The 12,979-nt window shown below is 69.8% G+C and carries 9 protein-coding genes; 1 reads left to right on the top strand and 8 read right to left on the bottom strand.

The genetic code is table 11. The features are described from left to right. Positions 1 to 9: 9 nt before the first annotated feature. The 8 genes from ACIQ9E_RS23290 to ACIQ9E_RS23255 all read right to left on the bottom strand — a co-directional run bounded on the left by ACIQ9E_RS23290 (position 10) and on the right by ACIQ9E_RS23255 (position 12,417). On the bottom strand, positions 10 to 1,032 hold the full coding sequence (locus tag ACIQ9E_RS23290) for a MerR family transcriptional regulator (RefSeq protein ID WP_403709921.1): 1,023 nt from the start codon (positions 1,030 to 1,032) through the stop codon (positions 10 to 12). Next, the gene (locus ACIQ9E_RS23285) at positions 1,026 to 1,706 is read right to left on the bottom strand and encodes a HEAT repeat domain-containing protein (RefSeq protein ID WP_403710242.1); all 681 of its coding nucleotides are present in this window, start codon (positions 1,704 to 1,706) and stop codon (positions 1,026 to 1,028) included. The genes ACIQ9E_RS23290 and ACIQ9E_RS23285 overlap by 7 nt, the downstream gene beginning before the upstream one ends. Positions 1,707 to 1,792: 86 nt before the next feature. Beyond that, positions 1,793 to 2,341, bottom strand: coding sequence for an SMI1/KNR4 family protein (locus ACIQ9E_RS23280; protein WP_403709919.1), 549 nt, complete (start codon positions 2,339 to 2,341; stop codon positions 1,793 to 1,795). Between the two features lie 34 nt (positions 2,342 to 2,375). After that, positions 2,376 to 7,091: a DUF6531 domain-containing protein gene (locus tag ACIQ9E_RS23275; RefSeq protein ID WP_403709917.1), complete on the bottom strand. Its 4,716-nt coding sequence runs from the start codon at positions 7,089 to 7,091 to the stop codon at positions 2,376 to 2,378. A gap of 1,191 nt (positions 7,092 to 8,282) precedes the next feature. Then, the gene (locus ACIQ9E_RS23270) at positions 8,283 to 9,149 is read right to left on the bottom strand and encodes an NAD(P)H-binding protein (protein ID WP_403709915.1); all 867 of its coding nucleotides are present in this window, start codon (positions 9,147 to 9,149) and stop codon (positions 8,283 to 8,285) included. 67 nt (positions 9,150 to 9,216) lie between these two features. Next, positions 9,217 to 10,512, bottom strand: coding sequence for a hypothetical protein (locus ACIQ9E_RS23265; RefSeq protein WP_403709913.1), 1,296 nt, complete (start codon positions 10,510 to 10,512; stop codon positions 9,217 to 9,219). Between the two features lie 723 nt (positions 10,513 to 11,235). Continuing rightward, a complete protein-coding gene (locus tag ACIQ9E_RS23260) occupies positions 11,236 to 11,538 on the bottom strand; it encodes a hypothetical protein (RefSeq protein ID WP_403709911.1) in 303 nt (100 codons plus the stop codon). Positions 11,539 to 12,162: 624 nt separating this feature from the next. Beyond that, positions 12,163 to 12,417 carry a DUF6332 family protein gene (locus ACIQ9E_RS23255; protein WP_403709909.1) on the bottom strand — a complete coding sequence of 85 codons (255 nt, stop codon included), beginning with the start codon at positions 12,415 to 12,417 and terminating at the stop codon, positions 12,163 to 12,165. Between the two features lie 88 nt (positions 12,418 to 12,505). On the opposite strand from ACIQ9E_RS23255, the gene ACIQ9E_RS23250 reads away from it, so the two are divergent. Next, entirely contained in the window at positions 12,506 to 12,922 is a 417-nt protein-coding gene (locus ACIQ9E_RS23250) for a hypothetical protein (RefSeq protein ID WP_403709907.1), read from the top strand. Positions 12,923 to 12,979: the final 57 nt, after the last annotated feature.

The raw sequence follows: 12,979 nt of genomic DNA, 5'->3' as shown, positions 1-12,979 counted from the left end.
AGCCGCGGCCTATCGCCCGTTGCGCAGCCGGAGGATGTACCCCGCCGTCAGCGCAACGGCGCGATCCTCGTCGTACGACAGATCCGTCAGGGCACGGGACGCCGTGGGCCCCGGCACCTCCGCGAGTGCCTGCGCCAGCCGGAGGCGCAGGGACGGTTCCGCTCCGCCGCGGGCGGGACCGCCGACCGGACCGTCGGTGAGCCCGTCGGTGAGCCCGGCGGCGATCCGTTCCGCCGATCCGGGATCACTCGCCAGCGCACTGAGCGCATCGGCCGCTTCGGTGTCGTTCACCCCTTCGACGACCATGCCGATGAGTACCGGGACCGCGTCGTCGACCCCCCGCTCCCCGAGCGCCAGCGCCGCATACCTGCGTACCACGATGTCGTCATGGGCGAGTGCGCTCCGGAGCGACGCGGTCGCCGCCCGGCCCGGGATCTCGGCCAGCGCCCGCACGGCCCGTTCCCGTACCGCGGCCTCCGCCGAGCCGAGCCCCGCCGCAAGAGGCGCCGCCCCGTCGCCCCCGGCATGGGTCAGAGCCCACCGCAGCGCCCCGGCAACATGGGGGTCCGCCTCGCCCAGCGCCGCCTCGACCAGGACCTCCACCGGAACCTCGTCGACCGCGGACAGGGCCGCCTGCTGTCGCTTCCCGGCACTCGTCGAGCCGAGACCCCGGAGGAGTGCCACGACCTGGAGGACATCGTCCCAGCCGGACGGCTCCGCCGCACCGATCCGCCGCAGCCTGGTGAGCAGCTCCGTCTCCTGGGCGATGCGCTCCCGGGTCCGCCGTGTCAGCTCTTCGACCAGCAGGGACGGTTCGAAACCGGGATCGTCCAGCGCCCGCCCCACTTCGTGCAGCGACAGCCCCAGCGACCGCAGGCTCTCGATATGGAAGATCCGCCGGATGTCCTCCTCCGAGTACTCCCGATAACCCGCCCCCGTCCGGGCCGCCGGCCGCACCAGGCCGAGGGACTCGTAATGGCGGAGCATCCGGGCGCTCACCCCGGCCTGCCGGGCCACCTCACCGATCAGCACGAGCCGTCGCCCTCCGGCGCAACGGAACCGAGTGCCACCACACGCTTCGCCTCCTCGACCGCGACCGCGAACCCGGCATCCGGGTCGCGCGACAAGTGTTCCGTGGCGATCGCATGCCGACGCACCCGCGGTACGGAATCCACCGCGGCGCCTCGCAACAGGGGGACAGCCGCCTCGCCGAGCGCGACCAGCGCCCGGCTGAGACTCCGCTGCATCTCATGCCCGCCTCGCCCCAGCTGCGACACCAGCACTCCGGCCAGCTCGGCCCCCTCATTTTCGGGGACGAGTACGACGGCGGCTCGCCAGGCGGTCCGCGCCACCTCCTCGTCGGGGTCGGTCAGCAGCCCCCGGGTGACGGCGGGCCACGCCCGCCGGTCCCCGATCTTGGAGAGCGTATGCAGGGCCTGGCTCCGTGCCTGCGGATTCTCCGAGCGCAGCTCGCCGACCAGCAGGGGAACCGTCACCTCTGCCGGATAGCGGGTCAGCGCCCAGGTCAGCGCCTCGCGGACGGAGAAGTCGGGCTCCCTCGCGCACCGCTCGACCAGGGTGGTGACGAACCGCTCGTCCGCCGCCGTGCCGACCGCCATCACCACCCGCAGCCGCACGGAGGAGCTGTCGCTCTCCAGCCCCTGGAGCACCCTTGTGGCGCTCGTCCCCTGCTCCGGTGTCGCCACGGCGACCACCTCCCTCTCTCGCCACCAGGGAAGCGCCTGCCACAGTGTCAAGGTCAAGAGGCTCGGGACCTTGGTGTGCATGGCGGTCAGTGGGGGAGTGGTGGTTGTGCGGGGCGGAAGGTGTGGGTGGGCCGGGGGTAGTGGTAGCCGGAGAGGATGCCCGAGCGGGTCTGCCCGGTCAGGGTTGCGGCAAGGAACTCCGTGCAGGTCATGGAGTGGGTCTCCCAGTACTCCCCGCCACCGTCGTTGATCATGGTTGCCCAGTTGTCGGGTGCCTGGCCCGGGCGGGCGAGCCAGAAGAGGTACTCGGCGTTGTCGGTGGCGCCCCATGCGATCAGCCTGCTGCCCGGTTCCTCCAGCTCCGGTGGACGGTCGGTGTACTGCCACAGTTCCTCATTGGCTTCGGTTCGCCGAGCGACGATGCGGATGAGGTCGTAGCCGGGATGTACGCACGACGGCTCGAGGACGGTGAGATATCCGTCGACCAGCCCGCCGCCGTAGACGGAGATGAATTCCTTGTAGTCCGTGGGCAGCGTCGTGCCCAGCGCCGACTCCACGGCGTCCCAGTCCTTGCCGGCGGGTGGTGCCGGAGGGAGCGGAAGGATTTCGGTGAGGCGTGCCAGATGATTGTTCACGCTGCCGGACCCTATCTCTCTGTGCGGGGCAGCCTCAGGGGACGTTGGGGAGAACGAAGCTGTTGACAGCCTGAGTGTGGCCGCGGGGTGTGAAGGCGAAACCGTTGCTTCCGTGGGCTTCGATCCTTACGGCGTACGGGATCACGCTGGTGTCGTCCTCGTAGAGGGGGGTGACCTGGTACTGGATGGTTTCGGTCCGGGCGGCGTTTCTGACCTGCATCTCGATCGACCGCATTTCCGGAGTGTTGGCGTATGCGTGCATGGTGACGAAGTTCCGCGGATCCTTGTTGGAGCCGCCGATCATGGCTGCCAGGAGATGGGCGCGGTTGTAACCCTGCCCGGAGACCCAGCCGGCCGGGTCGACGCCGGGGTTGGTCCGCCCGCCCAGCATGCCGGAGGTGATGGTCGCGGACATGGAGGTGGCCCGCCCGCCCGGTCCGAGCGGCCCGTACTGAACTCGGCCGCCCCAGGAGACGTCGCTCTCGTCGCAGGGAGTGAGGCCGAGCGGATCCGAGAGGGTGAGCGGATTGCCGACATAGGCGAGGGGATTGGGAGAGGGCGCCAGCCCGAGGGGGTCGGGGCTCACATAGCGCGCCGCCAGCGGGTCGTAGTGGCGGAAATAGTTGTGGTGGAGCCCGGTCTCGGGGTCGGCGTACTGGCCGGGGAACCGTAGCGGGGTGTACGCGGTTGCGGCACGGTTCCACACCGTGCCGCCCCACAGCACGGTCCGGGTATGCCAGGCGATGTGGCCCCTCTCGTCGACCAGTTCGGTGGGGGTGCCGATCTGGTCGGTGACGATGGCGAAGAACCGCTGGTCGATGACGTCCTGGGGGGCGCTGGCCAGAGACTTGGTCTCGATCTGGGTCAGCGGAACCGTTCCGCTGTGATCCCAGGTGAGGGTGATCTCGTGCGGATTACCGGTCGTGCGGGTGGTCTGCTCGGCGAGTGTGGTGCCGTCCCAGACGAAGCAGGTCTCCTCGGCGACGGTTTCACCGTCTTCGGCCAGGCGCTGTTTGGCGATACGCCGGCCCAGGGGGTCGTACAGATAGCACCAGCGCCGGCCGTCGGGTGTGACGACGCCCGTCATGCGGTCTTCGGCATCCCAGGTATAGCGCCACGTGTCGGGCTTGCGGGACAGCCTGGTCTGCTGCCGGAGCACCACCCGGCCCTGAGCGTCGTACTCGTACCGGACGTTGCCGGCACGTATGAGACGGGCGCCGTCGTACTGCCTCGCACCCCGTGCCTCGCCGCCCGGATAGGCTGCCGGCCAGTCGGCGAAGGTCTGGTTGCCCGACCGGTCGTAGGTGTAGTTCTCCTGCCGGCCCGGGGCGCTGACCGCGATGACGCGCCCGGAGGCGTCCAGGGTGAAGTCGCGATGGCCGTTGCGGCTGTCGGCAGCGGACGTCATGCGCCCGTCGGGCCGGTAGGCGTAGCTGCGCACGTGTTCGGCGAAGCCCGGTGCCGGAGAGCGGAGCGTCTGCCGTGAGAGCATGCCGTCGGTGCCCCAGCTCCGGGTCAGGGAGCAGATGCCGGCGAGATCGCGGTGGATCTCGCGGCCCATGGCATCCCGCTCGAAGACCACTCGCCGGTCCGCAGTGGTGAGTGCGGCCAGGTGCCCCGTGCCGTCGTACCCATAGGTGGTCACCGCACGCGCGGGAGTGACCCGCCGTGTCCGCTGTCCCGCCGCATCGAACTGCGTCACCACCGAACGGCCATTGACCCCCTCGGCGACCAGGCGCCCGGCCCGGTCGTAGGAACAGTCGAAGACGACGCCCTGCCCCGTCGCCCGTACGAGCCGTCCACCCAGGTCGTACTCGTAGACCAGCGGCGAGCCGTCGACGTCCTTCCGGATCAGATTACCGACGGCGTCGTACCGGTACCTGCAGGTCTGCCCCGCAGCGTTCGTCCGAGCGGCGAGCTGCCCGGCCGCGTCGTAGGAGTACGTGACGGTGTGGCCGTCATAGTCGGTCTCGGAGACGAGCCGTCCCGTCGCGTCGTAGCCGTAGTTCCACGACAGGCCCTGCGGATTGGTCACACGGGTCAGGCGCCGCTCGGTGTCGTGAACGAAGGAGTGACGGGTCCCATCGGGAGACACCATGGCGCAGAGAAGGTCGAAGTGGGTGTATTCGTGCGACGTCACCTGTCCCAGCGGATCTGCGTAGGAGACGCAGTTCCCCTCACCGTCGTAGTCCCACCGTTCCGTGTGGCCGCCGGTACTGGTGCGCTCCACCAGGCGCCCTTCCGGTGACCAGCTGAGACGCACAGAGTCGCCGAGAGCAGTAGTGATGGTGGTCGGCCGGCCGAAGGCGTCGTAGCCGTAGCGGGTCACCGCCCCCGCGGGGTCGGTGACCGTGAGAGGCAGGCCTGCGGCACTGCAGTCGGCCCGGGAAGTCCGGCCCAGGGCGTCGGTCACCGAGGCAAGCGCTCCCCGAGCGCTATAGGCGAAGGATGTTGTCGCACCCGCGGGATCGGTCACCGAAGTCCGGTTTCCCTGCCCGTCGTAGGCGTGCCGCCACACCGACCCGTCCGGTTCGGTCACCGTCTCGGACAGGCCGAGGTCGTTGTACATCACCGCAGCACGACGGCCGTCCGCCCGGATCATCCCCGTGAGGCGGCCCCTGGCGTCGTACTCGAACCGGGCCGTCCGGCCCAGCGAATCCGTCGTTGCCACCACCCGGTCGCCGCGATCGTGCTCGGTGACAGTGGTGCGGCCCAGAGAGTCCGTGACCGCAACGACCTGAAACAGATCGTTGACGCGATAGACCGTGGTGAACCCCTGCGAGTCGGTATAGCGGGTGACACCGCCGGCGATGTCAGCGCTCGTCTCGTACACGAACGCGGAGGACAGGAAGCCGTCGGGGCCGATGGTCCGTACGGTGCGGCCCGCGGTGTCGTAGACGTACCGGTAGGTGGAGTCGTTGCGGTCGGTCCAGGAGGTGATGCGGCCTTCGGTGTCGTAGGTGAAGCGGAGGGGGAGGTTCGAGGAGTTGGTGACGGCGTCGAGGTTGCCGTCGCCGTCGTAGCCGTACGTCATGACGGTGACGGGCCCGTCGGGGGTGCGCAGGGCGATGCGGTCGACGCGGGCGTCGCGGACGGTGACGGCGATGCGGTAGCCGCCGTTGTGGACAACCTCGGTGGGGGAGCCGTCGGGGCCGCGGTGGAAGGCGATGGTGTTGCCGTGCCGGTCTTCGATCTCGGTGAGCCAGAACGCGGACGAGGTCCGGTAGGGGCTGCCGGCGAAGGAACGTATCAGCCCCGTGTGCGGATCCATCACGGTGTACGTGGTGACGTCCTCGTCGGTACGGTCGAAGGTGAGCGGCAGCCGGTCGCCTTCGAGGGGCAGCACACCCTCGGTATCCCCCGGCGCGGGGAGGGCGGGGTAGACCAGGACGGTGCCGTCCTCGCGGGCCCACAGCGCGCCCAGCCCGCGGGCGTCGAACTCGATGCGCTCGTCGAGGGTGGAGGCCCAGCTCCGGCCGAACCAGTGTCCGTAGCGGTAGCCCGACAGATGGATCCGTCGCAGGACCAGTGGCAGGGTCCCGGGGAGGGCGAGATCGGTCTGCGGCAGCAGCATCTCACCCGTCGCCACATCGACGGGGTCGGTCGCGCAGGTGCGCTGCGCGGGCGAGATGCTGTTGGGCCGGGCGTTGAGCTGCGCACCGTTGAGGGAGTTGGGCTTGGTCCGGGTGTCGTCGGGGCTTTTGCGGGCGGGTCCGCCGGAGTCGCCGCGGCGCCCGCCGAGGCCGTCGGCGTCGCCGGATCCGCTGCTGTTGACCTTGTTGATGCTGTCGCGGGCGTCCTGGTCCTTGCCCCGGTGGATCTTCGACCCCTGGCCGATGGCGTCGGGCAGGTCCTTGCCCACATGCTTGCCGATGTGGTCGTGGCCCTTGGTGAGCTTTTCGAAGACGCCGTCGAGGACACCGTCGAGCGCGGCGGTGAGGGAGTCCCGGCCCTTGGCCCGGCCGTGGTGCCCCTTGGCCTTTCCGATCTTCCCGGCCGCCCGGGTCTGCATCGACACCTGGACGTTCGCGAGCTTGCCGCCCGTGTTGGAGTGGGCGTCGTGGTCGATGACCGGACCGCCGCCGGGCCCGGGGGCGGTGGGCCCGCCCGCCGCGTTGAGCCGCAGACCGTCCTGGCCCGCCTGCATCGCCCGGTCGGCGTCGATGCCGTCCTGCTGCCCGGTGACGTTCATCGTCGTCTGGATGACGAGATCGGTGACGATGCTCTCCAGGGCCGCGACCGCGGGCTGGGTCAGCACCGCGGTGATCTCCGCGACCGCCGCCTCCGCCATCTCCTTCATGATGGCCTTGAACGCCGCCCGGGTGATCGCGATCTTCCCGCCCGCCAGCAGCGTGGTCAGCCCGAAGGTCAAGGGCGCCGCGGCCAGCGCGATACCCACCGTCGCGCAGAGATCGGCCAGCTCCCCGACCGCCGCGATCTTCCGGGCCACGATGATGTCCGCGATCCGGTCCAGCGCACCGGCGATGATGCGCGCCGCCTGCGCCAGGTCCTTGTTCTTGCGGAGCACCTTCTGCCAGTGCTTCTCCAGCGCGGTCAGCGACTCGCTCGACCCCGACGACAGCAACTGCTGGATATGCCCGTGTGCCGCGTGTGCGTCGTCGTCCGCGTCCTCCGCGAACTCCCGCAGCTCCTTGGCCATGTCCCGGTAGGCGTCCTCGTCGACATTCGGCCACCCGACGCCCACCACGTCCAGCATGGTGTCGACACCTTCGGGAATCGTGTACCCCATAACACCAGCCCCCGCCGATTGAGCAAGAAATCAAAGAATCATCAGCATGCCACGCACCCTCCGAGCGGCCCACGCCGTTCCCGCCGCCGACGCCCTCCACCGCGCGCCGGACCGCCGGAACAACGGCGGCTCGGCAGGCTGACGGAAGCCCGCCGGGTGCGGCCGGGACGCCCAAGGGGCCGTACCCGCCACGAGTACCCGGCGGGTGCGGCCCCGGAGTGACCGGTGACCCGGTCCGGAACCAGTGGGTGGCGGCTCCGTAGACGACCACTGAGGCCGCACCGGTGACCAGCAGAAGGAGCCGTGCCGCGGCGGCCCGCCGGGCGAGCCCGCGCCGACGGTCCTTGAGAGTGATGGATGACCAGTTCAGGCGGGCTTCCGAATTCTTTGAACCAGCGACTGCGGGAACCTGTCCGGCCGACCGCTGCTGCATCAGCCGAGGAACAACCGCCGGCGGCGCGGTGAATTCCTGTGGTAGGAGTGGGGACATGGCCAGAAGTGCCCACCACATGCGCCGCAACGCTGCCCTGTCCGGACAGGAAGGTTCGCGTCCCTGGCGACCGTGGAGGTCCGTCCTGGTGCGCGACCTCCGCTACAGCTCCGCGCGCTTGCGCTCAGCCGCGCTGGAGGGGCGGCGACCGTCGCCGCAGGAGGTACGGCGGTCCGTTGCCGTGTACTACTTCGCCCGCAGTGATACGCGAGGAGGGGCGGTGGCCGCTCTCGCCGGCATTGAGGAGCGGCGCGCCCGTCAAATGATGCGACGTCAGCTGGGTCTGCTGCGAACGGGACTGGTGTCGGACATCGAGATCGAGCCCGGGCGCCACCGGCACAGCGCCCGTTGGCTTGCCTAGACTCCGGTTGACCGGCACGGCTGCCTTGGTCGGGTCATGGCCGGAGTTGCGCCTGTGACGGCGAGCCGGGACCGGTGGCCGAAGACCGAGCAGGACAACGGCACGTTCGGCCTCTGGTGGGTGCCGACGGGGCCTTCGGCGATCGCGGGCCGTATTTCGCGAGCCGTACGCGAACCCCGCCCCTACGATCAGCTGGTACGACTGCTGGAGGGGTGGGAATGCTTGACGACATCGAGGACGGGAAAGCGGCAGCAACTTCGAGTCCGTGGTCGCGGCGGCCACCCCGCTCGGCGCCCGGCTCACAGAGCAGGGCCACCTCGACGGCGGGAGGGGGTGGCGGTCAGGTGCTGGTGGGCTGGAAGTCGGTGTGGTGTTCGGCAAGGTAGGAGTGGAGGGTGCGAGGGGTGAGGCCGGTGAGTTTCTCGTAGTCGGAGGTGGCTTCTCCAACAGTCCCGGTGTTGATCTCCCGGAAAAGGGCCTGAATGTGGTCGGTGAGGAAGGTTGGCAGGCCACAGGCCTGCAGCGCGTGCTGTTCCTCTTCCTCGCTGCAGCGGGCGGCGATGATCCGGCGGCCGGTGGCGGTGGTGAGGAGCGCGGCGGTTTCGGCGGGGGTGAATGCCTGGGGGCCGGTGATCCGGTACCGGGTGTACTCGTGTCCGTCCTGGGTGAGGGCGGTGGCTGCCGCGGCGGCGAGGTCGCGGCTGTCGAGGAACGCGACGGGACCGGTCAGGGCCGTGGACAGGACCGAGTGGCGGCGGATGCCGGGGCCGTGGAGCAGGGCGATGTCGTACATGGCCAGGCTCGGGCGCAGAAAGCAGTAGGCGAGGCCACTGGCGGTGATGTATTCCTCGACGGCGGCGTGGACGCGGTCCACGCCGCCGGGGGACTCGGGGGCCGGGCTGAAGCCGGATACTTTCACGATCCTTGGTACGCGGGCCCGGACGGCGGCCTGGACGATGTTGCGTTCCCAGATGAACTGCTCGGGCGAGTTGCCCATCAGCAGGAAGAGCGCGTGGCTGCCGTCGAGCGTGGCCGTGATGCCCGCGGGGTCGGCGGTGTCGATCCGGCGGAGGTCGTGGTGGGTACCGAGCAGGTGTCCGGCGGCGGCGGTGTCGCGTACCAGCAGGCGTTGGGGGACCTGCCGGTTCTCCAGAAGCGATACCAGGGCCCTGCCCGTGTGCCCGGTCGCGCCGACGATGCTGATCATGTTTCTGATGCTCCCTGTGCGGTGGTCGGTGCGCGGGCACCACGGGTTCCTGGTGGCCGGCGGGTCCTCAGACCGTGAGCCGGACCATCTCATCGCATTCAGCGGTCGAGACGCGGGGCTCGCCGGACAGGCCCGCCGTGGCCAGGAGTTCGGTGCGGCCCGCGTGGTCGAGGAAGGTGAGGGGATGGTTCCTGCGGCCTTCCATGAGGCGGCGCAGGACCTGCTCGACGATCCCGGTGGTGCCGGCCTGGTGGGAGACCAGAACGCCGTCGGCGAGCCCGGCCTCCTCACGGGCTCGATGGGGTTTGAACAGGTACTTCGTGGTGAGTATGAAGTGCGAGGCGGAGACCCTGCTGTTCGTGTGCAGGAGGAAGTAGCAGGCGGCCACCGCGGGCACGGACCTCGGGTCGCTGCCGGCGTCGCGGGCAGCCCGCAGGATCCTGGACGGAAGGCTGGGCACTGCCTCCAGGGCCAGGAGGTCCTCGCGTTCCCGTGTCAGGAGTGCGGGAAACTGGCGGCGCACGCTCTCGAAGTAGCCGGGGAAGTCGATGCCCAGGATGAGGTCGCGTTTGAGGTACTCCACGTCCTGCGCTCCACTGGGCGGGATGTCCCCAGGAGCCCAGTGTGTGGCGAACTGCCGGAACACGTCCAGGAAATGGCCGGTGCGGAGCCCCTGGCCGGCGGGAAGCCCGGGGAAGTCCAGGTTCAGACGGTGCACCGCGGCCAGAAAGCGGCTCGCCGTGTTCAGCCGCTGAGCCGTCCGGTGCCCCAGGAGGTCGCAGTCCTCGTCCTCCAGTTCTCGCAGCACCGTGTTCGCCGCGAGTTCGAGGCACTCGGCCTTCTTCAGGAGCACCAGGAACGCAGCTTCTCCCGGCTCTCCGGTGTAGGTGCGGATGGCCCCGTCACCGAAGACCCCCTCCAGCCGGCACACCGTCTCCCCCTGCCGGCGCACGACAGCGGTCGGAGTGTTCCACCGCACCAGAGCGGCGTAGGAGTCGCGCTGAGGGTGGCCGATGTCCCGGCGGGCGGCCAGTTCTGCGAAGTAGTCCCGAAAGAGCCCGGCACCCGTGCCCACAGGGATCATCGAGAGGGGCAGCGCGAGATCCTCAGGCGGTGCCAGGCCCTGCTCCTGGTAGTGCCGCACGACCGAGGCGCCGCACAGACCCAGGTGAACCAGCATCTGCCGGGCCTGCACGGTGTTCCACTCCAGCGGACCCGGCAGATCTGCCAGCGCCTCCGCCATCTCCTTGGCCAGGGCTTCGGGCCGCCGGCCCCCTGCGAGAACCTCACGGTTCAGCTGCGGCAGCCGTTGCGTCGTCCACGCGTTCACACCCGCCGCGACCATGCCGAAGGGACCTGGCACCGGCAGCCTCCCAGACAGTGCAGTACGCCATCACGCACCGCAGACACCGAACGCTTCCTGCCACCGTGCACGATCCGTGCTGTGACCTGCGGCCGCCGACTGATCTTCCGTCTTCACACACTGATGATCACCGGTGACCGCACGATTTCCCGGGCAGGCCCCGGCAGGCAAGGTCAGGATCGCGCCGGTGGAATGCCGCCCGATCGAGCCGGTAGCAGCGGCCACCACTTCACGCGCGATGCCGAAGGACAGGCCGCCCGTCGGTCACCACACGCACCGCGTCCGCGGGTGCCCGCTCATACAGGAGCCACGCCTTGCGGGCTCCTTCTCCGGCTCCGAACCGAGTTCCCGGCCCGCCGGCCGCTCGCCGGTGGTGGCGCCTGCGCACCACGCCCGCAGCCGCGGCACCGCAGGCGCCCTCGGTGACCACCCCACCGGCTCCGACGGCGTACCCGCCGAACTGCATCACCTCCAGATCCGGCCCGCCCCCAGGCTCCGGAAACCTGCCACCGCTTCAACCGGCCACCAGCTCTCCGGCCTCGCTGAGCTTGCTGACTGCAGCCTCGGCGCAGAAGTACCGCTGTGATCCGTATCGGCCGTAGGTGTTCTACGGGTGGAAGCAGCCCGCGGCCGGAAGCGGCCCGCCCCGAACCCCGGCTCGTTCCTGTCGCGGCCGGGCCGGGGCCCGTCGGCCTCCGGCCCGGTCGCCCGGTCGGGTGGTCGTTATACGGTGGAGGCGATCCAGCCGATGGTCTCGGTGGTGTGGGGTCCGTCGGACAGGGCGCGGCCGGTGCCGACGAGTTCGTTGATGCGGATCTTGAAGCCGGTGGTGGTGACGTCGGCGATGCGCAGGCCGGGCGTGTCGGGGCCGTTGAAGGTCTGGACGAACGGTACGACGATCACCGCGGCACCGTCCGGAAACGGTGAGGGGAACGTGACCTGGGTGAAGGTCGAGGTGTCTCTGCCGGTCAGTTCCGTGGCGCTGTTGGAGTTCAGTTGCAGTCTGCCGGTCTGGATCAGACTCATGACTTCCGCCTTTCACTCGACGGCCACGGCCCCGGTCCGGCCGGCTTGTCCGTACTCGGCGGTGGGACCGTGTCCGTGTGAAGCAACTGAGTTTGGGCTGCCCGTTCCGGCCCGCGTTTAGTGTGCAAGTCGCTCATGTGGGGCAATTCCTGGCAAGGGTCTTGTCGGGGGTGGGGAAACCGGGAGCGCGGCGCTCGACCACCCCGGCACGCCGGACCTCCATCGCACGGCCCGCGGCCGGCTCGGCTTCGGCCACGGCATCCACCAGTGCCTCGGCGCCCAACTGGCCTGTGTTGGTTTCTGGTCGGGTTTGGTTGGGCTGCTGTGCTGTTCTTGGCGGTTTGATTTTTGTGGTCTGTGTGGGGGGTGTGTTTGGTGGTCGGTGTGAACGTCTATGGGGTGTGTGGAGTGCCGGTTGTCCGGGCCGGGGCGGCCGGGTAACTCCTGGGCTGGCTGTGCTGCCGGGAGGTGATCCGCCTGCGGGTATGTTCAGCTGGTGCCCGCAGCGGGAGGATCCGCCGGGTGCCGGCCAGCGGGAGCGGGGTGCCGGTTGTCCGGTCCGGTGGAACGCGCCCGCGATTGTGCCTGTACGCGCGGTCGGTCCGGACCCCGGAGGGACCTTGGTCAGCGGCCCATCCGGCGCTGTTTGTCGAACCGCCGCAGGACCCGTACCAGACGCCGCAGTCCGGCGGCTGCTCCGAGCAGTGCACCTCCTGCGAGCAGGCCTGTCCTGCCCGGATCCGGGATGCCGGAGACCAGTGCGACGGTCCAGACGGCGGCGTAGATGCCCGCGGCCGCCGCGAGGGCGGTCACCAGCGCGAAAACGATCTCCACCGTCATGGCGTCTTTCTCCCACCGCGATTCGCGCCCCGTGTCCATCCCGTAAGTGTCGCACCACGTCCGGGCCGGGGGGCCCTGAGGGAGGATGGGTCACCGCCGATACCGGACGATCAAGGGGAGACAGCTGATGGACGAAGAGGAGAGCCTGCGCCGTTTCGGGCTCCGCCCCGCTCGCGCGCACCTCGACGGGATCCGCGGGCTGCTGGGCGAGCACACGGAGCGCGAGCGGCGCGCTCAGGGCGGAGGCGACACCGAACTGATGAGGCTCTGCTGCGTTCAGTTGTTCAACAGCGGTGACCTTGACGATGTGCTCCTTGTCTGGAGCGCGAAGGAAGCCGGCTTCGACGCGGCGTGCTCGATCGATGCCGAGCTTCTCCTCGGCCGTGGCATGGAGGCGACGAAGGCCCACCTCGCGGCCCACCCCTCACCGTCCGCTCGGGCGGCGCTGGACCGGCTCCGCGAACTCGAAGCGGAGGGCGCGTTCGAGGGTTTCTCGGTGGAGGAGCAGTCCGCCGCCTACGACAGGTACTACGAGCAGGAGTGAGCCCGCCGGACGGCCCGGCGGGCCGGTGGGCGGCCTGCCGGCCGGCTGCCCAGGAGT

It is taken from the genome of Streptomyces sp. NPDC094448, from assembly GCF_044763775.1.
Lineage (GTDB): Bacteria > Actinomycetota > Actinomycetes > Streptomycetales > Streptomycetaceae > Streptomyces.
This window is presented reverse-complemented; position numbering and strand designations above follow the sequence as displayed.